Here is a 21,399-nt window from a genome sequence, read left to right as displayed (position 1 = left end):
GCTCCGCTCGGAGGTGTTCGCTCCGCTCCTCGCTCGCTGGCGCTCCCCGCTGCTCACTCGGGAGGCTCATGCGCGCACCACCGCGGTCAGCGACCGGACCTCGGCGATGAGCCCGGCCAAGGGCTTGGGGAGGTAGGCGTCGGCACCGGCGGCGAGGCCGGCGGCGACATCGTCGGGGGAGGCGCCGGCGGACAGCAGCAGGACCCGGCACCCGGCGGTCGCGACGTCGGCCCGCAGCGCGGTGCAGACCTCCAGGCCGGTGGCGCCGGGCATCGAGACGTCGAGCACGAGGAGGTCGGGCAGCTCGGTGCGGGCGGCAGCCAGCGCCTGCCTGCCGTCGGCGACCGCGGCCACCACGGTGCCGCCGGCCTTGCGGACGGCCAGCGAGACGAGCAGCCGGATGTCGTCCTCGTCGTCGGCGACCAGCACCCGGACGGTGTCGTCCACGGCGTTCCCTCCCTCACCTCGCGGCCCGGCCCGACATCCGGGACAAGTGGCTCCTCGTCGGTAGACGACAGGCCGGGGGGTGGGCTGGAGCGCGGCGGTGGGCGGCTCACCCGTTCAGGTGACGACGGAGGACGCAGCACGGCCCCCGACGGGTACGCCGGGGGCCGTCCTGGAGTGCGGTGGCGGGGTGCTGCCGGTCAGGAAGAGGCGTGCCCCTGGACCGTCTGCTTGGCGTCCTTGGCCTGGCCCTGGACGTCGGAGGCGGCGGACTGGCCTTCGCCCTTGACGGTCTGGACGCCCTCCTGGGCGGTGGACTTGACCGACTCGACGGCCTCCTGCGCGGCCGGCTTCAGGTTGTCGCCGATCTCCTGAGCCACGTTCTTGGCCTGGTCGACCAGCGGCTGCGAGTGCTCCTTGACGGCGCTCTCGGCCTGCGAGGCCAGCTGCTTCTCCTTCTCGCTGGTGGGCAGCAGGGAGGAGACGAGCCAGCCCACACCGAAGGCGATGAGGCCGGCGGCCAGCGGGTTGCCCTGAGCCTGGCTCTTGATCGCGTCCGGTGCCTGCTGTACCGCGCCCATGGCGCTCGAGGCGGCGCCCTGCACGCTGTCTGCGGCGGAGGAGGCCGTGCCCTGCACGCTGCCGGAGGCGTTGTGTGCCGCCCCGCCCGCGTGGTGGCCGGTCTCGTGCGCCGCGCCGAAGACGCGGTCCTTGAAACCGGTCACCGTGGTCTTGGCCTTGCCGACGCGACGGTCCACGACCCGGCTCGGGTTGACCTTCTCGTTGAGCGCGTCGACCTCGTAGCTGAGGTTGTTGCGGGTGTCCTCGATCTGGCGGCGGATCATGTCCGGATCACTGCTGGTCATGTCGGTCTCCTATCCGGTCAGTTGGGCTTGAGAGCGCCGGGCACCTGCTGGAGGGTCTCCACGGTGCGCTCGGGCTTGGGGTTGAGCTGCTTGAGTTGCTTGAGGTCGACCGTCTTGAGCGCCTTGCGGCCCATCGAGTACAGGACGGCGGCGACGATGCCCCAGAGGACGGCGACGATGAGCGCGGCCCAGCCGGCGTCCATGACGTTCTCCAGACCCCACCACAGGGCGTAGCTCAGGAAGAGCGCCACCATGTAGCCGGCGAAGCCGGCGCCGCCGAGCATGCCGGCGCCCTTGCCCGCCTTACCCGCCTCCGCCTTGAGCTCCTCGGTCGCCTTGCTCGCCTCGGCCTTGAGCTCGGCCTTCGCCAGCTCGAGCTCCTGGCGCATCAGCGTGGACAGATCGCGGGTGACGTCCCCGATGAGCTGGCCGACCGAGGTGCCCTCGACGTCGGGGTGCCCCTCGTCGGTCATCGGGCCCGCGGTGTCGCCGTAGCTCGGCTGTGCGGGCGGGGGCGTGTAGCCCGTCGCCCCGCCCTGCGCGTAGCCCGGCTCACCCACGGGCGGCCCTCCGCCGCCGGAGTACGGGCTGCTCACGGCCGGCCCACCTCGCCAGGGGTCCGGGTCGGGTCGTCCCAGCCGGCCGGCGTGGTCGGCGGGACCGCGGTCTCGGCCGGCGGCACAGTGCCGTAGGGCGGCGGCGGGACCGAGCCGGTGCCGGTCGCGTACGTGGTGGTGGTCTCGTACGCCGGGGTGGTCTCGTACTCGGGGGTGGCGCTGTAGCCGGCGGTGGTGCCCGCGGCGTAGTTCGTGCTCGCGTAGCCCTCCTCGCCGTAGGTCGGGCCACCGGTCAGCGGCTGCGGCGAAGTGCCACTGCTGCTGTCCTTGTGCGCCGCCACAACGCCGGTGGTCAGGCGTCCGGCGACGATGCCGGCCACGGCAGCGCCGAGCATGAAGGCACCCGGACGACGGCGGGCGAAGGCGCGGGCCTCGTTGACGAGGTCACCGGGCTCACGGTCCTGAACCCAGCTGGCGAGCTGCTCGAGCTTGTCGCCGGCCTGCCGGACCAGGTCCGCGGCGGGGCCGGACGGCGTCTCGCCGCCACCTTCCACCATGGTCCGCAGCTGGCCGGCGATCTCGCTGAGACCCTGGCCGGCTTTCTGCTGGCCGGTGCGGGCCTGCTCGGTGAGCTGCTCGCGGCCCTGCTGGACGAGGTCCTGGGCCTGACGCTTGGTCTCGTGGGTGACCTGCTTGGCCTGGTCGGCGGCGGTCGAGGCGACCTGGCTGCCGGCCTGGGCCGCGGTCGAGGCCACGTTGCCGGCCTGATCCTTGGCTACGTCCTTGGTCGACGGGGTCGTCGAGGCGTTGCTCGCGCCGCTCGGCGGGGGCTGTGTGGGGGTGTCGATGGAGTGGGTCATCGTTCCTCCTCGTCGTGCGTCATGAGTGGCTGTACGGATGGTGCGCGTCGTCGACCCGGGTTCCAGTCCGCCGTCCCTTAGCGAGCAAGAAGGCTGACGGGCCTGCCGAGACGGCACTCCGGGGACACGAGGGCACCGGGGTCGGCGACTGATCGGGTCGTCCCACCGGGTCTGAGTGGGGACGCCGTCCGGTGGTGATGCGATACCCCCGGGTCCGGCGGGGGCAAACCGAGCAGGCGGAAAAATGATCTCGTGTCGTGGTGACGGTGCGTGACTCCCGGCCGGTCCCCGGCACACCCGACCAACGCCGGCCGGCCTGCTCAGGCGGCGTCGTCCCGACGGGCCCCGGCCAGGTGCGCACGGAGCTGGTCGGCGTCGTCCTCGGCGCCGTAGCCAGGAGTACCTGGCTCGATGCGCCAGCTCTCGGCGAGCGGCCCCAGGTCCACGAGGTCGAAGCCGATCTCGTCGATGAGGGCGGCGACCCGCGTCCTGGCGGCGGCATCGTCCCCGGCGATGGCCAGCGCGCGCCGGGACGCGGTGCCGGCCGGTGACCGGCGGTCCACGATCTGCGCCGCCTGGATGTGGTTGAACGCCTTGACCACCGCGGACTCCGGCAGGTGCTGCTGGAGCAGTTGCGCGCTGGTCGTGCGGTGCTCGTCCAGCTCGGCGATCGCGCCGTCCCGCTGCGGGTAGTAGTTGTTCGTGTCGATCACGACCTTCCCGGCCAGCGGCGCCACCGGCACGTTCCGGTAGGCCTTCAGCGGAATGGTCACGACGGCGAGCTCGGCGGCTGCGGCGGCGTCCTCGGCGGTGGCCGCCCGGATCGACCCGCGGGTGGGCTCCCGCGCGGCCAGCCCGGCCACCAGGCCGGCGAGCGTCTCCGGGCCGCGGGAATTGCTGAGGACGACGTCGTGGCCGGCGTCGAGGAACGTGGTGGCGAGTGCGGTGCCGATGTGCCCGGCGCCGATGATCCCGATGGTCGTCATGCCCGGGGCGAACGTGGCGCCGGGGCGTCAGCTTCCCGCCGGTCGGTCCACGGGAAGGCCGCACACCAGGGCCACCGTCGGCCGGGGGAAGTTCTGCAGGGCGGCGTGCTCACCCCAGGTCGTCGGTGCCGAACGTGTCGCACTGGTTCGGGTCACCGGTGGTGTAGCCGGTGGTGAACCAGCGCTGGCGCTGCTCGGACGAGCCGTGCGTGAAGCTGCCCTCGTCCACCGGGCCGCCCACCAGGTTTTCCTGGATGAAGTCGTCACCGATCCGGCCCGCGGCGTCCAGCGCGCGGGCGATGTCGTCGTCGGTGATGTCGGCGATCAGCGGCCGGCCGGACTCGTCTGGCACCGTCTCGGCGTGATTCGCCCAGGTGCCGGCAAAGCAGTCGGCCTGGAGCTCCAGACGGACGCTGCCGCTGGTCGGGCCGGTCACACCCGAGGTCACCTGGCCGCTGATGCCCAGCAGGTCCTGCACGTGGTGGCCGTACTCGTGGGCGAGGACATAGGCGTCGACGAACAGCCCGCCCTCCGCGCCGAAGCGCTGGGTGAGCTCGTCGTAGAAGCTCAGGTCGATGTAGACCAGTTGGTCGGCCGGGCAGTAGAACGGGCCCGTGCCGCTGGAGGCGGCCCCGCACTGGGTCTGCACCTGGCCTGCGAAGAAGACGGTGTCGGTGCGCTGGTACTGCGCGCCGAGCACCTGGGTCCAGTAGTCCTGGATCGAGTCGATGTCGGCGACCACCGCGCACTCGACGGACCGGTTGGCGTCGGCACCGGTCCGGCAGTCCTGGGCGAGCTGGCTGTTGTCCGCGGCCTGGTCCTGGACGATCCCGTCGAACCCGGCGAGACCGGAGCCGGAGCCGGAGCCCCCGAGCACCTGGAACAGCACCACCACGATGAGGCCGACGACCCCGAGCCCGCCGCCACCGACGGCGAGGCCGCGGCCGCCGCCGAAGCCCCCGCTCCCGCGCACGTCCTGGACGTCGGACGTGTCGAGCCCGGCTCCCTCGTTGAACCTCATGCGGTGCCTACCTCCCGGGGGTCGGCGTCTGCGGTGTGGTGCTCGGCCGAGCGCCCCAGCCTGCCTGTGCCCCGAGCACCCGACAACTCGCGGCGGCCCGGTCCCGCGGTGCGCGCGGTGGCGGAGCAGAGCAAGGTCTCCGGCGTGCCCACCCCCGTCTCCGTCGTGGTCCTGGACGACTGGCAGGACGTCGCCCTCTCCGTCGCCGACTGGTCGCCGCTGTCCGGACGCGCCCACGTCGTCCGCCACACCGACCACCTCGCCGACGCCGACGCCCTGGTCGACCGGCTCTCCGGCGCGGAGGTGGTGCTGGCGATGCGGGAGCGCACGCCGTTCCCCGCCGAGGTGCTGGCCCGGCTGCCCCGGCTGCGGTTGCTGGTGACCACCGGCATGGCGAACGCGGCGATCGACGTGGCCGCCGCGGCGGCCCAGGGGGTGGTCGTCAGCGGCACCGCCGGTGGGTCGGCGGCCGCCGCGGAGCTGGCCTGGGCGCTGGTGCTGGCGGTCGCTCGGGACGTCCCGGGCGGCGACCGGGCGGTCCGGGCCGGGCGCTGGCAGGAGCACCTGGGCATCGAGCTGGCCGGCTCGACGCTGGGGTTGCTCGGGTTGGGCCGGATCGGGGCGGTCATGGCCCGGTACGCGCGGGCCTTCGACATGCGGGTGCTGGCGTGGAGCGAGAACCTGACCGCCGGGCGGGCCGCCGAGCACGGCGCCGAGCTGGTCGGCAGGGCCGATCTCTTCGAGCGCAGCGACGTGGTCTCGGTGCACCTGCGACTGTCCGAGCGCACCCGGGGGCTGGTCGGCGCCGAGGAGCTGGCGCTGCTCGGACCAGAGGGAAGGCTGGTCAACACCTCGCGCGGCCCGATCGTCGACGAGGCGGCGCTGCTGGCAGCGCTGGACGCCGGGACGATCGCCGGCGCGGCGCTGGACGTCTTCGACATCGAGCCGTTGCCGGTCGACGCGCCGCTGCGGCGCGCGCCCCGCACGGTGCTCACCCCGCACCTCGGCTACGTGTCGCGGCAGTCGTACGCGGCGATGTACGGCCAGTGCGTCGAGGACGTCCTCGCGTGGCTGGACGGCGCCCCGGTCCGCGTTCTCGGAAACGGCTGAGCCTCACCGCCGGCTGAGCGCCTGCTCGATCTCCTCCGCCGTGGCCCGGGCATCGGCGACGCCGAGGACGAGCCGGGCGAACCGCTCGCCGGTGAGCTCGACGACGACCGGCTCCTGGGAGGCGCGCAGGTTCCAGCACGTGCGCTCGCCGCCGCGGAAATAGGTGCCGTCGGTGATCACCCGGGGCACGTACGTGCCGGGCGCGCGGACCCCGGCCGACTCGCGGGAGACGCCCGGGTCGGCCGTCGCGCCGCGCACGTGCGCCGGGGGACGGCGAAGCGCCCGCGGAGCGACCAGAACCGGTCGAGCCCCGGCATGCTCACCTCGAGCTGGTCTCCAGCGGTCTGGACGACGGTCGCGGGCGCTCCTCGGAGTGGGCGGCGGTGCCGGACACCGGGTGGCTGGTGGCCCGGGCGATGACGTGCTGGCCGATCAGCTCGGCGAGGGAGTCGGCCGCGGCGGAGGGCAGCTGCGCGGCGAGGCGGGCGAGGCCACGGCCCACCAGCGCCGCCGCGTCCGCGTCGATCGGTGCGCGTTCCATGGCGGCACACAGCAGCAGCGTCAGATCGGACTGCTCGGCGCCCGCCTCCGGCAGGGCGTCGAGGTGCTCGCGCAGCGCGCGCAGGTAGAGGGCCCGCTTGCTGCCGAAGGTCGAGTAGAGCGAGCCCCGGTGCACGCCCAGGCCGCGAACCAGGTCGTCCACGCTGGTGCCCTCGTAGCCGGAGGATGCGAACAGCCGTGCGGCGCCGGCGACCGCGGTCGGCTCGTCGAAGCTGCGCGGTCGGCCCATGGCGCGAACGTGGACCGTTGCCGACCGGTCGTTCAGGAACGAGCAGTCGGGATCTTGGCGCGCACCGGGCGGGCCGCCGTCCTAGGGTCGGTGCATGCCTCTCAGTGGTGAATACGAGCCGAGTCCGGAGACGTGGGTCCGCGACCAGGTGGAGCTCTACGAGCGCACCGGTGGGCGGGAGGGCAACACGCTGCCCAACCGCAGTGAGTCGGTCGTCCTCTTCAGCACCCGCGGGGCCAGGAGCGGCAAGGTGCGCAAGAACCCGCTCATGCGCGTCGAACACGACGGGGCCTATGCGATGGTCGCCTCACAGGGTGGCGCTCCGCAGCACCCGACCTGGTACCACAACCTCAAGGCCCACCACGACCAGGTGACGGTGCAGGACGGGCCGGAGCCCTGGGACGGGACGGCCCGCGAGGTGACCGGTGCGGAGAAGGCCGAGTGGTGGGAGCGGGCGGTCGCGGCCTACCCCGATTACGCCGACTACCAGCGCAAGACCGACCGGGAGATCCCGGTCTTCATCGTCGAGCGCAAGAACTGAGCACCCCGGTCGTCGTCGTCACCGGTGCCAGTGACGGCATCGGTGCGGCGGCGGCCCGCCGACTGCACCGGAGCGGGGCGCGGGTGGTGGTCGTCGGCCGATCACCGGACAAGACGGCGGCGGTGGCCGCCGAGTTGGGCGTCGATGCCCACGTCGCCGACTTCACCCGGCTGGACGACGTCCGCCGGCTTGCCGCGGAGCTGTCGCGGCTGCCCCGCGTCGACGTGCTGGTCAACAACGCCGGGGCGTCCTTCGCCGCCCGGGAGCTGACCGCCGACGGTCACGAGCGCACCTTCCAGGTCGACCACCTCGCGCCCTACCTGCTCACCCGGCTGCTGGAGCCGCAGCTGCGCGCAGCGCGCGGCCGGGTGGTGAGCACCGCGTCGTTCGTGCACTGGCTCGGCTGGGTGCGCCGGGGGACGCTCGAGGCGGCCTACCGGTCCGACCGGACCTACGTCGGCACCCGGACCTACGCGAAGGCCAAGCTGGCCACCGTGCTGTTCACCACCGAGCTCGCCCGACGGTGGGCGCCGGAGGTCACCGCGACCTGCCTCGACCCGGGCGGGGTTGCCAGCAACTTCGGCGCCACGGCCGGCGGGCTCATCGGTCTGGCGTTCCGGACGCCGCTGACGGCGTTCCTGCGCACGCCGGCGCAGGGCGCTGACACGCTGGTCTGGCTGGCCACCGCGGGGGACGGCTGGCGCAACGGGGCGCTGCACGCCGACCGGTCGCGCACCCGGCGACTGCCCGCCGCCGGGGACGCCGTGCGCGCCGCCGAGCTGTGGGAGCTGTCCGCCCGACTGGTCGGGCTGCCGGCCTGAGGCCTGCTCAGTGCACGGCGGCAGGCTCAGCGACCTCGTCCTCCACGCTGGCGTGCGGCTTCGGAAGGATCAACAGCGCGATGAGCGACAGCACCGCACAGCCGATGATGTACACCGAGATCCAGGTCGAGGAGCCGGTGCTGGCCAGGATGGCCGTGGCGATCAGCGGTGCCGGCCCGCCGGCGATCACCGAGGCGAGCTGGTAGCCGAGTCCGGCGCCGCTGTAGCGGACGCCGGTACCGAACGTCTCGGAGATCAGCGCCGCCTGCGGGCCATACATGATGTCATGCAGCACGAGGGACAACACGATTGCCAGCAGTACGAACCCGCTGCTGCGGGTGTTCAGCAAACCGTAGTAGGGAACGCGAACGCAGCCGTGCCCACGACACCGACGGCGTACACCCGCCGCCGCCCGACGATGTCGGAGAGATAGCCGAAGAATGGCACGGTGAAGAAGCCGATCGCCGCGGCGATGAGGGTGTCGTTGAGCAGTGAACCGCGCGTCAGGCCGAGTTCCTCGGTGCCGTAGGCGAGCACGAACGTGATGAACAGGTAGAACGGTGCCTGCTCGGCCATCCGGATGAACGCCGAGGCGAGGATCGCCCGCGGTTGGGTCTTGATGACTTCCAGCACCGGCTGCTTCACCACGGTGTTCTGCTGTCGCACCCGGGCGAACGCCGGGGTCTCCAGCACCGCCAGCCTGACGTAGAAACCGATGGCGATCAGGATGACGCTGGCCAGGAAGGGCACCCGCCAGCCCCAGGCATCGAACGCATCGGTACCGACGGTCGCGGTCATGATCTTCACTGCGCCGGTGGAGAGCAGCAGGCCGATCGGCACGCCCAACTGCGGGAGGCTGGCCATGAAGCCGTGCCGCTTCCGGGACCCCCACTCCATCGACATCAGCACGGAGCCACCCCACTCGCCGCCGACGCCGATGCCCTGCACGATCCGCAGCACGACGAGCAGGATCGGGGCCCATGGACCGATGGTGTCGTAGCCGGGCAGCACCCCCATCAGGGCCGTCGCCGAACCCATCAGGCTGAGCGTGGCGATGAGTGCGGCCTTGCGGCCGATCCGGTCGCCCATCTGCCCGAAGATCGCGGCACCTACCGGGCGGGCAGCGAACCCGACGAAGAGGGTGGAAAAGGAGGCGAGCGTCCCCGCGAGCGCGGACTCGCCGGGGAAGAAGACAGCGGGGAAGACCAGCGCCGCGGCGGTGCCGTAGAGGAAGAAGTCGTACCACTCGATCGTCGTACCGATGGTGCTGGCGACGGCGGCCTTGCGGCGCTGGGACCTGCGGGTCGCCGGGTCCAGCGGCTGCGCCTGCGGCTGCTGGGCCTGCGGTACTGACGGTGAACTGGCCATGGGGGAGCCTCCCTACGATCGCTCAGGACGTCGTGCCGGCAGCGGATCTGGACGGCATCAGGTTGCCTGCCGCAACGAAAGTCGTCAAACCGGTAGGGGGTCGGCCGCCCAGCCCTGCCGGCGCCGCCGTGGCCGGCCCCACCGAACGGCCGTTCAGGAGAAGCCGACCACCGCGTGCGGCGCGTACGGCTCCTCCAGCCGGGCGATCTCCTCCTCGGTCAGCGCCAGGTCCACGGCCGCCACGGCGTCGTCCAGGTGCGGGTCCTTGGTGACGCCGACGATCGGCGCGCTGACCACCGGCTTGCTCAGCACCCAGGCCAGCGCCACCTGGGCGCGCGGCACGCCGCGGGCCTCGGCGACCTCGCCGACCCGCCGCACGATCTCCCGGTCGCCCTCGGCGGGGTCGCCGTACAGCGAGGTGCCGAACTGGTCGTTCTGCGAGCGGTTCGTCGCCTCGTCCCAGTCGCGGGTCAGCCGGCCCCGGGCCAGCGGACTCCAGGGGATGACGCCGATGCCCTCGTCGGCGCACAGCGGGAGCATCTCCCGCTCCTCCTCGCGGTTGAGCAGGTTGTAGTGGTCCTGCATGGACACGAAGCGGTGCCAGCCGTGCTCGCCGGCCACGTGCAGGGCCCTGCTGAACTGCCAGGCCCACATCGACGAGGCGCCGAGGTAGCGGACCTTGCCCGACCGCACGGCCGAGTCCAGCGCCTCGAGGGTCTCCTCGACCGGAGTGTGCGGGTCCCAGCGGTGGATCTGGTACAGGTCGACGTAGTCGGTGCCCAGCCGCTCCAAGCTGGCGTCGAGCTCGGTGAGGATCGCCTTGCGGGACAGGCCGGCGCCGTTGGGACCCGGCCGCATGCGGCCGTTCACCTTGGTGGCCAGAACGACGTCCTCCCGGTCGGCGAAGTCCCGGATTGCCCGGCCGGTGATCTCCTCGCTGGAGCCGGCCGAGTAGACGTTCGCGGTGTCGAAGAAGGTGATGCCGGCGGCCAGGGCCTTCTGGATGACCGAGCGGCTCTCCTCCTCGGGGAGGCTCCAGGGATGGCCGCCGCGGGCCGGGTCGCCGAAGCTCATCATCCCCAGGCAGATCCGTGAGACCTGCAGGCCGGTGGTGCCCAGACGCGTGTACTCCATGCCCCCACCCTCCGCCCGGGTCCGGCGGTCCGGCCACCCGGGGCGGCGCGGACCCAGGCTGGTTTCCCGCCGTGCGCGCCCAGCGGTCGCTGCTGTGCACGCCGAGTGATCGCCTTGCACGTGCTGCACCACGGGCAAGGCGACTGGACGGCGTGCAATGCAGGACGGGTCAGGTCGGGTCAGGGCAGGACGGGTCAGGGCAGGACGGGTCAGGGCAGGACGGCGAACCGCTGCCGCACGGCCGCGGCGACGTCCGGCGCCAGCCCGGTGAACGGCTCGACCGCGATCGTCGGGGCCACGGGGCGCCCGGCACGCCGCCACACGGCGACCACCCGGCCCTCGCTGACGACCGTGGCGCGGAACATCCCGTTGTTGCCGGGCACGATCCGGTCGGCGAACGCGGGCGGCACCGTGCAGCTGCGGTCGGCGTAGCCCAGCACCAGCTCGTCGAAGCCGGGCAGCAGCAGCACCTCGCGGGCCTCGGCGCGACACTCGGCCAGCCGGTCGGGGGTCGCCGGGTCCATCCAGTGCTCCGTGCCGTCGACGTCGAGGCGCTCGAGCCGAGGGGCGGCGACCGCGAGCCCGGCGCGGACGTCGCGCACCAGTACCCCGGCCCAGCGCACCAGGTCCTTGACCGTGGCCGGGCCGTGGCTGCGGTAGAAGCGCAGCGCCAGCTCACCGAGCGCCTCCTCGCGGTCGAGCCGGCGCGGCGCGGGCACCCACTCGTCGAGCAGCACGAACAGCTGCTCAGCGCCGGCGGTCGGCCCGAGGCAGAGCGTGCCGGTCTGCGCGAGGTACCAGAGCAGGTGGTAGCCGCGCTGCCCGGTCGTGTCGATACCCGCGCCGGCCAGAGCCGCGAGCAGGTCGGCGCGGGTCAGCCGCCGGCTGCCGGCCAGCGCTGCGACGGCCACCTCGAGGGCGTGCTCGACGTCGTCGTCGGTCAGCCCGAGCGCGGCCCGCCGGCCCGCCGCCCCGGCCAGCACGCGGGGGCCGAGCACAGCGAGCATCCAGCCGAGGTCCTCGGCGGGGACCAGGTGCAGGGTGCCGCGCATCGGCCACGACCGGACCACCTTCCCGCGGTCCAGCGCCGCGGTCACTCCGGCGCGGGTGCCGTCGACGGTGCGGAGGGCCACCGAGGTGAGCGCGCCGGGCAGGTCTTGCCCCTGGACGGCTGTGAGCCAGCGGACGGCCTCTCCCGCGGTCGCCGGGCGCGGCCCGGCCAGCCGCTGGGCGACCAGCCGGAGCAGGGCCACCTCCGCCCTCGACGTCATGGCCGCACCCTGCCAGCCCGGTACGACGGTCGGCGCGTCCCATCCACCGTCGGCTGACCTGCTCTGGTCCACTGCTCTCATGCAGGCACCGGACTGGGACGCGCGCTACGCCGAGAAGGCCCAGTGGTCGGCCGGACCCAACGAGCTCGTCGCCGCGCTGCTGGACGACCTGCCGCCCGGGCGCGCGGTCGACCTGGCGGCGGGGGAGGGGCGCCACGCCCGCTGGCTGGCCGGGCTCGGCTGGGACATCACCGCGGTCGACTTCTCCGCCGTCGGGCTGGACCGCGGCCGAGTCGAGGCGGGTGGGGACGCCGTCCGCTGGGTGGTCGCCGACGTCCTGGACTGGACGCCGTCGCCCGCCGACCTCGACCTGGTGTTCGTCGCCTACCTGCATCTGCCGGAGGCCGACACCGTCGACCTGCTCAGCCGGGCGATCGGCTGGCTGCGGCCCGGCGGCCGGCTGCTGGTGCTCGGGCACGACCTGGCGAACCTGGCCGCCGGTGTCGGCGGCCCGCAGGACCCGTCGATCCTGCACAGCGTCGACCGGCTGGCGCCGGTCGCCGGGCTGCTGGCGGTCGACCGGCTCGAGCAGGTCTCGCGCGCGACGCCGGCCGGGACGGCGCTGGACACCCTGCTGCTCGGCCGTCGAGCGGCCTGACCCGGCTACCGTTCCCCCATGATGGGCATGGGGGGTCTGGACGGGCCGCAGGGCGATCGGCGGCGGCGGATGGTGGCCGGGCTCATCGTCGCCGCGATGCTGGTGGCTGCCGGGGCGGTGCTGCTGGGCGCGGTGCTGTGACCTCCGGTGGAGCAGAGGTTCGCCGCGGCGGGGCCGCGGGCGGAGGAACTCCGCCGGGTCACGTGCTCGTGCGGGGCGCTGCCTATCCCGCCGACTGACCCGCGCGGAGCAGGGCGAGCACGTCCTCCTCGGACGTCGGCCGGAAGTCCGCGTAGTGCTGGCCGACCCAGCCGAACCAGGCCGGGGTCTCCACGGTGACCAGCTCGTCCACCGCGGCGGTGAGGCCCTCGGCGGCGTCGGCCGAGCAGACCGGGACCGCCAGCACCACCCGGCCGGCGCCCTGCGCGCGGGCGACGGCGCAGGCGGCGCGGGCCGTGGAACCGGTGGCGATCCCGTCGTCGACGATCACCGCCGTCCGGCCGGCGAGTGGCTCGCGGGCGCGAACCGCGCGCACGACAGCGGTGCGCCGGGCCAGCTCCTCCCGTTCAGCCTGCTCGACGAGCGCGAAGTCGGTCGCTGCGACCCGGAGGGCCAGCAGGACGGGGTCGTTGCGGACCACGGCCCTACCCTCCCCGACGGCGCCCATGGCCAGCTCGGGGCGCCTCGGCACGCCGAGCTTGCGGACGACGATGACGTCGAGCGGGGCGGCCAGCGCCCGGGCGACCGGGACGGCCACCGGCACGCCGCCGCGGGGCAGGGCGAGGACGATGACGTCCGAGCCGCGCAGGTGCGTCAGCCGGCAGGCCAGCTGGCGTCCGGCGTCCGCACGGTCGGCGAAGGGCATCGGCGTCTCCGGGGCGGTCGTGACCTGCCCATGCTCCACCCGGCACGCCGACTATGGGCCGGCCGAGCCCTGGCGTGGCGTATCCGGGGGACCTTGGACCCTGGTCAGCGGGTGGGCGCCGCAGCCATCGTGTACCGCGCAGCGCCGGCCCGCGCCGGCACCGCCCGACCACCCGAGCCCCGGAGGAACGTCCGTGACCCTGGCCCTCTTGCCCGGCACCGTCAGCGACGCATCCGTCGATCAGGCCGTGAGCCGTCTGGTGGTCGAGTTCGGCCAGCGGCTGGACCAGCAGGTCGTCGTCGGGGTCGTGCGGAGCTGCCGGGAGGACCTGAGCGGCACTCCGGCGGACGCGCTCCCCGAGCTCGTCGAGCGGCTCGCCCGGTACCGGCTGGACCCGGCCGGCGACTGACCGGCCCCGGCGACCGGCCGGTTCCCGCCGGCGGGAACCGGATTGCCCCGACCGGGATGATGGCGGCATGGGATACGTCGACGTCGCCGGGGTGCGGTTCACGCTGCCCGACGGCCGGGTGCTGCTGGACGACGTCTCCTTCCGGGTCGGCGAGGGAGCCTGCGCGGCCCTGGTCGGTGAGAACGGCGCCGGGAAGACCACCCTGCTCCGCATCATCAGCGGCGACCTGACTCCGGACGGCGGCTCGGTCGCCCGCACCGGTGGCCTCGGTGTGATGCGGCAGTTCATCGGGTCGGTCCGCGACGACACGACGGTGCAGCGCTTCCTCGTCGACCTGGCGCCGCCCGCCGTCCGGGAGGCCTGGGACGGCGTCGAGGCCGCGGAGCTGGCGATGATGGAGGCCGACGACGAACCCACCCAGCTCGCCTACGCCAGCGCCCTGGGCCACTGGGGCGACGTCGGCGGCTACGACGTCGAGGTCACCTGGGACACCGTCACCGTCGCGGCGCTCGGCGTCCCCTACGACGGGTGCAAGTACCGGGAGCTGGCCAGCCTGTCCGGCGGCGAGCAGAAGCGGCTGGCGCTGGAGTGCCTGCTGCGCGGCCCGGACCAGGTGCTGCTGCTCGACGAGCCGGACAACTACCTCGACGTCCCGGGCAAGCGCTGGCTCGAGTCCCGGCTGATCGAGACCCGCAAGACGGTGCTGTTCGTCAGCCACGACCGCGAGCTGCTGGCCCGGGTCGCCGGCCGGGTGGTCACCGTCGAGGGCGGCGGCGCCTGGGTGCACGGCGGCGACTTCGCCAGCTACCCCGCCGCTCGCACCGCCCGGCACGAGCGGATGGCCGACCTGCGCAAGCGCTGGGACGAGGAGCACGAGCGGCTCATCGACCTGGTGCGCACCCTGCAGCAGCAGGCCAAGAACTCACCCGACATGGCCGCCCGGTACCACGCCATGCAGACCCGGCTGGCCAAGTACGAGGCCGCCGGCCCGCCGCCGGACCGGCCGCCGGACCAGCACGTGGCCATGCGGCTGCGCGGTGGCCGCACCGGCGTCCGGGTGATCGTCGCCGAACAGGTGGAGCTGACCGGGTTGATGCAGCCCTTCGACCTGGACGTCGACTACGGCGACCGGGTCGCCGTGCTGGGCTCGAACGGTGCCGGGAAGTCGCACTTCCTGCGGCTGCTGGCCGGCCAGGACGTCGCGCACACCGGCGACTGGCGGCTCGGGGCGCGCGTCGTCCCCGGGTTCTTCGCCCAGACGCACGCCCATCCGGAGTGGCTGGACCGGACGCTGGTCGACCTGCTCTGGCACGGCGAGCCGGGGCGGCCGGGCGTCGACCGGGGCCGGGCGATGGCCACGCTGCGCCGCTACGGCCTGGCCGCACAGGGCGACCAGCTGTTCCGGTCCCTGTCCGGTGGCCAGCAGGCGCGGTTCCAGGTGTTGCTGCTCGAGCTGTCCGGCGCCACCCTGCTGCTGCTCGACGAGCCGACCGACAACCTCGACGTGCTGTCCGCCGAGTCGCTGGAGGAGGCGCTCGGTGCGTTCGACGGCACCGTGATGGCGGTGACCCACGACCGCTGGTTCGCCCGCACCTTCGACCGGTTTCTGGTGTTCGGCTCCGACGGCCGGGTCTACGAGGCGCCCGAGCCGGTGTTCGACGAGGCCCGGGTGCAGCGCACCCGCTGACGCCGCCCTCGTGGGAGGGCCGCCGGGCTCAGAGGTCGGTCGGGGGCTCCCCGGTCCCGCCGATCCGGTCCAGCTCCTTCAGTTCCAGCGGCCCCAGGACCCGCGCGGCGGCCTCGAGGTTCTCCTCGAGGTGCGCCACCGAGGACGTGCCGGGGATCAGCAGCAGGTTGGGGGAACGGGCCAGCAGCCAGGCCAGCGCGATCTCCATCGGCGTGGTCTCCAGCCGCCGGGCGACCGTCTCCAGCGCGGCGGACTGCAGCGGGCTGAACCCGCCGAGCGGGAAGAACGGCACGTAGGCGATGCCCTCGCGGGCCAGGGCGTCGAGCAGCGGGTCGTCGTCCCGGTGCACCAGGTTGTAGTGGTTCTGCACGCACACCACCGGCGCGATCGACTGCGCCTCGGCGAACATCTGGGTGGTCACGTTGCTGACCCCGAGGTGCCGGACCAGACCCTCCTGCTGCAGAGCGGCCAGCGCCTCGAACGGCTCGGCGAGGGAGCGCTCGACCGGCTCGGCGAAGCCGGGCAGCCGCAGGTTCACCACGTCCAGGACGTCGACGCCGAGGTGGTTCAGATTGTCCTGCACCGCCGAGCGCAGCTCCTCGGCGGAGAGCGCCTCGGGCCACTCGCCCTCCGGCGTCCGACGGGCACCGATCTTGGTGACGATCGTCAGGTCGTCGGGGTAGGGGTGCAGCGCCTCGCGGATGATCTCGTTGGTCACGTGCGGGCCGTAGTAGTCGCGGGTGTCGATGTGGTCGACGCCCAGCTCGACCGCCCGGCGCAGCACCGCGACGGCGGCCTCGCGGTCGCGCGGCGGCCCCGTGATGTGCGGGCCGGGCAACTGCATCGCCCCGTACCCGATCCGGTGCACGGTGCGGTCGCGCCGAGGGCGAACTGGCCGGACACCTCAGCCGTCGTGGTCATGGCCCGTTGCTACCCCCGCGGGGACGGGGACACAAACGTCAACCGGTGTGGGCCGGCGCGAGCGTGTGCCGCCAGGCGGCGAGGTCAGCGGTGGCCGCGACGTGGACGGCGCGCGCGTCGGCGCGCTCACCCCGCAGCGCGAGGACGGCGACGCCGGCCCCGGCCAGGGCGACCACCGCGCCCACCCAGAGGGGTGCTGTGTAGCCGAGCCCCGCGGACAGCACGGCGGCACCCAGCGCGGCACCGAAGGCGTTGGCCACGTTGAACGCGGCCTGGTTGGCGGCCGACACCAGGCTCCCGCCGGGCACCCGGGCGGCGTCTATCACGCGGCTCTGCACCACCGGCCCGAGCGCGAAGCCGATGGTGCCGAACAGCACCAGCAGGACGACGGCGGCGACCGGCGTGCGGGCCAGCAGGGCGAAGGCGACCAGCACCAGCGACATGCCCAGCAGGCCGACCGCGACGAAGGAGAACCCGAAGCGGTCACCGAGCCGGCCGCCGGAGAGGGTGCCGATCGTGGTGCCCACCCCGAAGAGCGCCAGCACCGGCGTCACCCAGCCCTCCGGGATGCCACCGAGCTCGGTCAGGATCGGGTTGACGTAGCTGTAGACGGCGAACATCGCGGCGAAGCCGACCATGGTCACCCCCAGGATCAGCCACACCTGGCGGCGGCGGAACGCGGACAGCTCGCTGCGCAGGTCGGTGGGCTCCCCGGCGACGGCCGGCATCCAGGCGAGCAGCCCGGCGATCGTGACCAGCCCGATCGCCGCGACCCCGCCCAGCACGAGCCGCCAGCTGAGCTGCTGGGCGACGAAGGTGCCCAGCGGAACGCCGACGACGTTGGCCAGGGTCAGCCCGGTGATCATCAGCGAGATGGCCTGGGTGGCCTTCTCCTTGGGCACGAGCCGGCGGGCGGCCACCGCACCGACGCCGAAGAAGGACCCGTGGGCCAGCGCGGTGAGCACCCGGGCGATGAGCAGGGTCGTGTAGCCGGGCGCGATCGCCGACAGTGCGTTGCCGACGACGAAGACCACCATCAGGCCGATCAACGTCTGCCGTGGGGTGAAGCGCACCCCGAGGGCGGTGAGCGTCGGCGCGCCGATCACCACGCCGATCGCGTAGGCGGAGATCAGCAGCCCGACGGCGGACACGGACACGCCGAGGTCGCCGGCGATCTGCGGGAGCATGCCCATCACCACGAACTCGGTGGTCCCGATGCCGAAGGCACCGATGGCGAGGGCGAGCAGGGCGAGAGGCACAGCAGAGCTCCGAGCGGCAGGGGGAAGCGGACGCGGACCGCGACGTCCACCCACAGCCAAGGCCACCGGGCAGCGGATCTGTACCCGCGACGCTCATGAAGCTGGTCACGTCGCGGGCACAGACTGCCGGGCTCAGGGCTTCAGCAGCACCTTCACTGCGCCGTCCTGCTTCTGTCGGAAGGTCTCGTAGGCCTCCGGCGCCTGCTCGAGCGGCACGTGGTGGGTGGCGAAACTGTCCACGCCGAGGAAGTCCTCGTCCTCGAGTAGCGGCAGGATGTCGGGCACCCAGCGCCAGACGTTGGCCTGGCCCATCCGCAGCTGGATCTGCTTGTCGAACATCGTCATCAGGGGCATCGGGTCGGTCGCGCCCCCGTAGACGCCGGACAGCGAGATGGTGCCGCCGCGGCGAACCGCCGCGATCGCGGTGTTCAGCGCGGCCATCCGGTCCACGCCGACCACCTGCATGACCTTCTCCATGATCGCGTCGGGGACGATCGCCGTGGCCTTCTGCGCCAGCTTGGCCGCGGGCGAGCCGTGTGCCTCCATGCCCACGGCGTCGATGACGGCGTCCGGGCCGCGGCCGTCGGTCTTGTCCCGCACCCAGGCGACGACGTCGGCCTGCGCGGTGCGGTCCAGGACATCGATGCCGTTGGCCCTGGCGCGGGCCACCCGCTCGGGCACCGTGTCGGCGGCCATCACCTGGCCGGCGCCCAGGTGCTTGGCCACCCGGGTGGCCATGTCACCGATCGGCCCCAGCCCGAGAACCAGCACGGAGCCACCGGGCGGGACGGCGGCGTACTGCACGCCTTGCCAGGCGGTCGGCAGGACGTCGGACAGGTAGAAGAAGCGATCGTCGGCCGGGCCGTCGGGCACCTTGATCGGCAGGGTGTTGCCGAAAGGCACCCGCAGGTACTCGGCCTGGCCGCCGGGCACCTGGCCGTAGAGCTTGGTGTAGCCGAACAGCGAGGCGCCGAAGCCCTGCTCGCGGTTCTGCGTGGTCTCGCACTGGCTCTGCAGGCCCTGATTGCACATCCAGCAGGTGCCGCAGGAGATGTTGAACGGGACGACGACCCGGTCGCCGGCCTTCAACTCGGTCACGCCGGGGCCTACCTCCCGGACGACGCCCATCGGCTCGTGGCCCATCACGTCCCCGACGGTCATGAAGGGCGTCAGGACGTCGATCAGGTGCAGGTCCGACCCGCAGATGCCGGTAGAGGTGATCTCGACGATGACGTCGGTCGGATCCTGGATGGTCGGGTCGGGGACGGTGTCGACGCGGACGTCGTCCCGGCCGTGCCAGGTCACTGCGCGCATGGGTCGCTCCTCTGTCTCGGGGGCCGCGAGCTGCCGCCGACCGGTCGGTGGGGCGCTGTCGGGATGCGTGACGTTGCTCGCTCCCCGCCGTCCCCTACCCGGCACGGCGCGTTCGATTCATGTCCTCCACACACACATGACGTCACAGAGGGTCGCCAGTTGGCAAGGTTTGTTGTGACGCTGACCACTTGACCTGCTATGCATCGGCGGGACGTCACATCACGAACCCGTCACGTCGTGTTTACATGGGCCTCGCCTTGCAAACAGCGGCCGTGTCGCGCCGTGCCCCGACGAAAGACAGGTGTATGGACCCGCAACGCCTCGTTCGGCTCTTCGACGGTCAGCCGGCGCGCCCCGCCGGTGCCGGCACGGCTGGTGCAGTTCCCGCCGTCCGGCCGATCTCGGAGCCGGCGGAGACCGTCGAGGCGCGCGGCGTCCTGGTCGTCCGGTCCACTGCGACCGCCGAGCCGCTCGATGCGCTCGTGGTCGACGTCGCCGCGGGCCGCCGTCGGCGCGGGCTGCCGGTGCGCCGCCGCACTGCCGCGCTGGTCCTGACTGCCGCGCTCCTCGGCGCCACCGGGCTGGGCCTGGTGGCGACCGGTCCGCTGACCGCCCGGGCCGCCCCGTCGTCGGCCTCCGAGGCGACCAGCGTCGCCGCGGCGCTGCGCCGGGCGACGGACGCAGACCTCACCGAGGACGAGGCGGCCGCGCGGCTGCAGGAGATGGCGGCCAGCCGCTCCGAGCGGGAGGACGCCGAGGCCGCGGCCGCCCAGGTGCAGGCCGCCACCGACCAGGCCGCCCTCGATGCCGCCGCTGCCGAGGCGGCGGCGGCCGCCGAGGCCGCCCGTCCGAAGGTCGTCCTGCCGATCAACGGCGCCCGGATCACCAGTGGCTTCGGCTCCCGCTGGGGGACCCTGCACCCCGGGCTGGACTTCGCAGCGCCCATGGGCACCCCGGAGTACGCGGCGATGGACGGCGTCGTCCTGCAGGCCCGGACCGCCAGCGGCTTCGGTCTGGCCGTCTACATCCAGCACGCCGACGGCGACGTGACCGTGTACGGCCACATGGAGAAGATCCTCGTCGCGGAAGGACAGACCGTGAAGGCCGGCGACACCATCGCCCTGCTGGGCAACCGCGGTCAGTCCACCGGCCCGCACCTGCACTTCGAGGTCCACGTCGGCGGCCTGGACGGGCAGAAGATCGACCCGCTGCCGTGGCTGCGCGACCACGGCGTCGCCGTCTGACCCGACCGGTCGACGATCCTGGCGCGAAGTCCTGACATGCGGCACATTGCATGTGGGATCGAGGACAGCCAGGGAGAACGCTGATGGGGCACGACCACGCCTCGGCGCACGGCACCGCCACCGGCGCCCATCGACGCCGGCTGGCGCTGGTGCTGGCTCTGACCGGCGGCGTCTTCGTGCTCGAGGTGGCCGGGGCGCTGCTGTCCGGCTCGCTGGCGCTGCTCGCCGACGCCGGCCACATGGCCACCGACGCGCTGGGCATCGGCCTGGCCCTGGGCGCCGTCACCCTCGCCCAGCGCCCCGCCCGCGGACGGCGAACCTTCGGCTGGCAGCGCATCGAGGTGCTGGCCGCCGTCGGCAACGGCCTGCTGCTGCTGGCCGTGGGCGCCTACGTGGTGGTCGAGGCGGTCCGCCGGATCGGGGACCCGCCGGACATCCACTCCGGCTGGATGCTGTCGATCGCGGCGGTCGGCCTGCTGGTGAACGTGGCGTCCCTCGTGGTCCTGCATACCGGGCGGGGCGACTCCCTCAACACCCGCGGGGCCTACCTCGAGGTGCTCGGCGATGCGTTGGGCTCCGTGGCGGTCATCGTCGCAGGGCTCGTCATCGCCACGACCGGCTGGACCGGTGCCGACGTCGTCGCGTCGCTGGCCGTGGGCGCCCTGGTGCTGCCGCGGGCCTGGATGCTGCTGCGCGAGGCGCTCGACGTGCTGCTGGAGAACGCGCCCAGGGGCGTCGATCTGGCAGAGGTGCGGGCCCACGTGCTGTCCGTCGACGGTGTCCTGGAGGTCCACGACCTGCACGCCTGGACCATCACGTCCGGCCTGCCCGTGCTCTCCGCGCACGTCGTCGTCCGCGACGAAGTGCTCGACGACGGCCACGGGGGCCGGGTGCTGGACGCCCTGGGTACGTGCCTGGGCGGCCACTTCGACCTCGCGCACTGCACCTTCCAGCTGGAGTCACCCGGGCACCGCGGGCACGAGGCCGCCGTTCACGACTAGAGCGTGTCTGCTAACTGCGGACGCGGTGATGGATGATCATGCAGCCGAGGAGGACACCGCCGAGGTAGGTGGTGGCGTATTTGTCGTAGCGGGTGGCGATAGCGCGCCACTGCTTGAGCCGGCCGAACCCGCGTTCGACGGTGTTGCGGTCCTTGTAGAGCTCGGCATCGCAGGCCGGTGGTCGCCCACCGGCCGAGCCCTTGGCCTTGCGGCGTGCGATCTGGTCGCTGCGTTCGGGAATCGTGTGAGCGATCTTCTTCGCCCGCAGGTGC

Annotated in this window: 26 protein-coding genes; 9 read left to right on the top strand and 17 right to left on the bottom strand. The window is 73.2% G+C overall.

Features of this window, described 5'->3' with window-relative positions; genetic code table 11:
- Positions 1-66: 66 nt before the first annotated feature.
- From BLW04_RS18410 to BLW04_RS18385, 6 genes are all read right to left on the bottom strand, one after another.
- Positions 67-447 carry a response regulator gene (locus tag BLW04_RS18410; protein ID WP_091544660.1) on the bottom strand — a complete coding sequence of 127 codons (381 nt, stop codon included), beginning with the start codon at positions 445-447 and terminating at the stop codon, positions 67-69.
- Positions 448-644: 197 nt separating this feature from the next.
- Positions 645-1,310 (bottom strand): DUF3618 domain-containing protein, encoded by a 666-nt coding sequence (locus BLW04_RS18405; RefSeq protein WP_091544656.1) that lies wholly within the window; start codon positions 1,308-1,310, stop codon positions 645-647.
- A 17-nt stretch (positions 1,311-1,327) separates the two neighbouring features.
- The gene (locus BLW04_RS18400; protein ID WP_217631108.1) at positions 1,328-1,906 is read right to left on the bottom strand and encodes a phage holin family protein; all 579 of its coding nucleotides are present in this window, start codon (positions 1,904-1,906) and stop codon (positions 1,328-1,330) included.
- Entirely contained in the window at positions 1,903-2,727 is an 825-nt protein-coding gene (locus BLW04_RS18395) for a hypothetical protein (RefSeq protein ID WP_091544653.1), read from the bottom strand. Before BLW04_RS18395 ends, BLW04_RS18400 begins: the two co-directional genes overlap by 4 nt.
- A 320-nt stretch (positions 2,728-3,047) precedes the next feature.
- The gene (locus tag BLW04_RS18390) at positions 3,048-3,713 is read right to left on the bottom strand and encodes an NADPH-dependent F420 reductase (protein ID WP_091544650.1); all 666 of its coding nucleotides are present in this window, start codon (positions 3,711-3,713) and stop codon (positions 3,048-3,050) included.
- Between the two features lie 109 nt (positions 3,714-3,822).
- Positions 3,823-4,734: a KPN_02809 family neutral zinc metallopeptidase gene (locus BLW04_RS18385; protein ID WP_091544647.1), complete on the bottom strand. Its 912-nt coding sequence runs from the start codon at positions 4,732-4,734 to the stop codon at positions 3,823-3,825.
- A 117-nt stretch (positions 4,735-4,851) separates the two neighbouring features.
- On the opposite strand from BLW04_RS18385, the gene BLW04_RS18380 reads away from it, so the two are divergent.
- A complete protein-coding gene (locus tag BLW04_RS18380; RefSeq protein ID WP_254781774.1) occupies positions 4,852-5,844 on the top strand; it encodes an NAD(P)-dependent oxidoreductase in 993 nt (330 codons plus the stop codon).
- A gap of 3 nt (positions 5,845-5,847) precedes the next feature.
- Here the strand turns inward: BLW04_RS18380 and BLW04_RS18375 are convergent, their stop codons facing one another.
- Complete coding sequence (locus BLW04_RS18375; RefSeq protein ID WP_217631107.1) at positions 5,848-6,102, bottom strand: hypothetical protein; 255 nt, start codon at positions 6,100-6,102, stop codon at positions 5,848-5,850.
- Between the two features lie 61 nt (positions 6,103-6,163).
- On the bottom strand, positions 6,164-6,634 hold the full coding sequence (locus BLW04_RS18370) for a TetR/AcrR family transcriptional regulator (RefSeq protein WP_091544643.1): 471 nt from the start codon (positions 6,632-6,634) through the stop codon (positions 6,164-6,166).
- A 94-nt stretch (positions 6,635-6,728) separates the two neighbouring features.
- Between BLW04_RS18370 and BLW04_RS18365 the strand changes: the two genes are divergently transcribed.
- Both BLW04_RS18365 and BLW04_RS18360 read left to right on the top strand, forming a co-directional pair.
- The gene (locus BLW04_RS18365; RefSeq protein WP_091544639.1) at positions 6,729-7,175 is read left to right on the top strand and encodes a nitroreductase family deazaflavin-dependent oxidoreductase; all 447 of its coding nucleotides are present in this window, start codon (positions 6,729-6,731) and stop codon (positions 7,173-7,175) included.
- Entirely contained in the window at positions 7,076-7,996 is a 921-nt protein-coding gene (locus tag BLW04_RS18360) for an SDR family NAD(P)-dependent oxidoreductase (RefSeq protein WP_371327802.1), read from the top strand. The genes BLW04_RS18365 and BLW04_RS18360 overlap by 100 nt, the downstream gene beginning before the upstream one ends.
- Before the next feature lie 7 nt (positions 7,997-8,003).
- On the opposite strand, the gene BLW04_RS27645 is transcribed toward BLW04_RS18360, so the two are convergent.
- The 4 genes from BLW04_RS27645 to BLW04_RS18345 form a co-directional block, all read right to left on the bottom strand.
- A complete protein-coding gene (locus tag BLW04_RS27645; protein ID WP_217631105.1) occupies positions 8,004-8,345 on the bottom strand; it encodes an MFS transporter in 342 nt (113 codons plus the stop codon).
- Positions 8,339-9,364, bottom strand: a complete 1,026-nt coding sequence (locus tag BLW04_RS18355; protein WP_217631104.1) for an MFS transporter — start codon at positions 9,362-9,364, stop codon at positions 8,339-8,341. The genes BLW04_RS27645 and BLW04_RS18355 overlap by 7 nt, the downstream gene beginning before the upstream one ends.
- A gap of 153 nt (positions 9,365-9,517) precedes the next feature.
- Positions 9,518-10,498 (bottom strand): aldo/keto reductase, encoded by a 981-nt coding sequence (locus BLW04_RS18350; RefSeq protein ID WP_091544636.1) that lies wholly within the window; start codon positions 10,496-10,498, stop codon positions 9,518-9,520.
- Between the two features lie 209 nt (positions 10,499-10,707).
- Positions 10,708-11,769 (bottom strand): winged helix DNA-binding domain-containing protein, encoded by a 1,062-nt coding sequence (locus BLW04_RS18345; RefSeq protein WP_091544632.1) that lies wholly within the window; start codon positions 11,767-11,769, stop codon positions 10,708-10,710.
- 79 nt (positions 11,770-11,848) lie between these two features.
- On the opposite strand from BLW04_RS18345, the gene BLW04_RS18340 reads away from it, so the two are divergent.
- Both BLW04_RS18340 and BLW04_RS29230 read left to right on the top strand, forming a co-directional pair.
- The gene (locus BLW04_RS18340; RefSeq protein ID WP_091544716.1) at positions 11,849-12,427 is read left to right on the top strand and encodes a class I SAM-dependent methyltransferase; all 579 of its coding nucleotides are present in this window, start codon (positions 11,849-11,851) and stop codon (positions 12,425-12,427) included.
- 18 nt (positions 12,428-12,445) lie between these two features.
- Positions 12,446-12,568: a hypothetical protein gene (locus BLW04_RS29230; protein ID WP_256375495.1), complete on the top strand. Its 123-nt coding sequence runs from the start codon at positions 12,446-12,448 to the stop codon at positions 12,566-12,568.
- An 82-nt stretch (positions 12,569-12,650) separates the two neighbouring features.
- Here the strand turns inward: BLW04_RS29230 and BLW04_RS18335 are convergent, their stop codons facing one another.
- Complete coding sequence (locus tag BLW04_RS18335; RefSeq protein WP_091544713.1) at positions 12,651-13,292, bottom strand: phosphoribosyltransferase; 642 nt, start codon at positions 13,290-13,292, stop codon at positions 12,651-12,653.
- Between the two features lie 193 nt (positions 13,293-13,485).
- Between BLW04_RS18335 and BLW04_RS18330 the strand changes: the two genes are divergently transcribed.
- Together BLW04_RS18330 and BLW04_RS18325 are read left to right on the top strand one after the other, a co-directional pair.
- Positions 13,486-13,701 (top strand): three-helix bundle dimerization domain-containing protein, encoded by a 216-nt coding sequence (locus BLW04_RS18330; RefSeq protein ID WP_091544629.1) that lies wholly within the window; start codon positions 13,486-13,488, stop codon positions 13,699-13,701.
- A gap of 67 nt (positions 13,702-13,768) precedes the next feature.
- Positions 13,769-15,388: an ABC-F family ATP-binding cassette domain-containing protein gene (locus BLW04_RS18325; RefSeq protein ID WP_091544626.1), complete on the top strand. Its 1,620-nt coding sequence runs from the start codon at positions 13,769-13,771 to the stop codon at positions 15,386-15,388.
- A 28-nt stretch (positions 15,389-15,416) separates the two neighbouring features.
- Here the strand turns inward: BLW04_RS18325 and BLW04_RS18320 are convergent, their stop codons facing one another.
- The 3 genes from BLW04_RS18320 to BLW04_RS18310 all read right to left on the bottom strand — a co-directional run bounded on the left by BLW04_RS18320 (position 15,417) and on the right by BLW04_RS18310 (position 18,882).
- Positions 15,417-16,256, bottom strand: a complete 840-nt coding sequence (locus BLW04_RS18320; protein ID WP_305777664.1) for an oxidoreductase — start codon at positions 16,254-16,256, stop codon at positions 15,417-15,419.
- 91 nt (positions 16,257-16,347) lie between these two features.
- On the bottom strand, positions 16,348-17,568 hold the full coding sequence (locus BLW04_RS18315; RefSeq protein WP_091544623.1) for an MFS transporter: 1,221 nt from the start codon (positions 17,566-17,568) through the stop codon (positions 16,348-16,350).
- Positions 17,569-17,700: 132 nt separating this feature from the next.
- A complete protein-coding gene (locus tag BLW04_RS18310; protein WP_091544620.1) occupies positions 17,701-18,882 on the bottom strand; it encodes a zinc-dependent alcohol dehydrogenase in 1,182 nt (393 codons plus the stop codon).
- A gap of 305 nt (positions 18,883-19,187) precedes the next feature.
- On the opposite strand from BLW04_RS18310, the gene BLW04_RS18305 reads away from it, so the two are divergent.
- Together BLW04_RS18305 and BLW04_RS18300 are read left to right on the top strand one after the other, a co-directional pair.
- The gene (locus BLW04_RS18305) at positions 19,188-20,126 is read left to right on the top strand and encodes a M23 family metallopeptidase (RefSeq protein ID WP_091544617.1); all 939 of its coding nucleotides are present in this window, start codon (positions 19,188-19,190) and stop codon (positions 20,124-20,126) included.
- Between the two features lie 83 nt (positions 20,127-20,209).
- Positions 20,210-21,127 (top strand): cation diffusion facilitator family transporter, encoded by a 918-nt coding sequence (locus tag BLW04_RS18300; RefSeq protein ID WP_091544614.1) that lies wholly within the window; start codon positions 20,210-20,212, stop codon positions 21,125-21,127.
- 10 nt (positions 21,128-21,137) lie between these two features.
- On the opposite strand, the gene BLW04_RS18295 is transcribed toward BLW04_RS18300, so the two are convergent.
- On the bottom strand, positions 21,138-21,399 hold a 262-nt coding region (locus tag BLW04_RS18295), incomplete at its 5' end, for a transposase (RefSeq protein ID WP_139306902.1).

Origin of the sequence: Modestobacter sp. DSM 44400, assembly GCF_900107175.1 — a bacterium.
Lineage (GTDB): Bacteria > Actinomycetota > Actinomycetes > Mycobacteriales > Geodermatophilaceae > Modestobacter.
The sequence above is the reverse complement of the archived record's forward strand: the minus strand, read 5'-3'. Positions and strand labels throughout refer to the sequence as shown.

Excerpts from the sequence above, each read along its gene's own strand:
- BLW04_RS18385 (WP_091544647.1), bottom strand. The coding sequence starts at position 4,734 with ATGAGGTTCAACGAGGGAGCCGGGCTCGACACGTCCGACGTCCAGGAC.
- BLW04_RS18345 (WP_091544632.1), bottom strand. The coding sequence starts at position 11,769 with ATGACGTCGAGGGCGGAGGTGGCCCTGCTCCGGCTGGTCGCCCAGCGG.
- BLW04_RS18305 (WP_091544617.1), top strand. The coding sequence starts at position 19,188 with ATGGACCCGCAACGCCTCGTTCGGCTCTTCGACGGTCAGCCGGCGCGC.
- BLW04_RS18325 (WP_091544626.1), top strand. The coding sequence starts at position 13,769 with ATGGGATACGTCGACGTCGCCGGGGTGCGGTTCACGCTGCCCGACGGC.
- BLW04_RS18370 (WP_091544643.1), bottom strand. The coding sequence starts at position 6,634 with ATGGGCCGACCGCGCAGCTTCGACGAGCCGACCGCGGTCGCCGGCGCC.
- BLW04_RS18390 (WP_091544650.1), bottom strand. The coding sequence starts at position 3,713 with ATGACGACCATCGGGATCATCGGCGCCGGGCACATCGGCACCGCACTC.
- BLW04_RS18395 (WP_091544653.1), bottom strand. The coding sequence starts at position 2,727 with ATGACCCACTCCATCGACACCCCCACACAGCCCCCGCCGAGCGGCGCG.
- BLW04_RS18335 (WP_091544713.1), bottom strand. The coding sequence starts at position 13,292 with ATGCCCTTCGCCGACCGTGCGGACGCCGGACGCCAGCTGGCCTGCCGG.
- BLW04_RS18340 (WP_091544716.1), top strand. The coding sequence starts at position 11,849 with ATGCAGGCACCGGACTGGGACGCGCGCTACGCCGAGAAGGCCCAGTGG.
- BLW04_RS29230 (WP_256375495.1), top strand. The coding sequence starts at position 12,446 with ATGATGGGCATGGGGGGTCTGGACGGGCCGCAGGGCGATCGGCGGCGG.
- BLW04_RS18310 (WP_091544620.1), bottom strand. The coding sequence starts at position 18,882 with ATGCGCGCAGTGACCTGGCACGGCCGGGACGACGTCCGCGTCGACACC.
- BLW04_RS18365 (WP_091544639.1), top strand. The coding sequence starts at position 6,729 with ATGCCTCTCAGTGGTGAATACGAGCCGAGTCCGGAGACGTGGGTCCGC.
- BLW04_RS18355 (WP_217631104.1), bottom strand. The coding sequence starts at position 9,364 with ATGGCCAGTTCACCGTCAGTACCGCAGGCCCAGCAGCCGCAGGCGCAG.
- BLW04_RS18405 (WP_091544656.1), bottom strand. The coding sequence starts at position 1,310 with ATGACCAGCAGTGATCCGGACATGATCCGCCGCCAGATCGAGGACACC.
- BLW04_RS18350 (WP_091544636.1), bottom strand. The coding sequence starts at position 10,498 with ATGGAGTACACGCGTCTGGGCACCACCGGCCTGCAGGTCTCACGGATC.
- BLW04_RS18300 (WP_091544614.1), top strand. The coding sequence starts at position 20,210 with ATGGGGCACGACCACGCCTCGGCGCACGGCACCGCCACCGGCGCCCAT.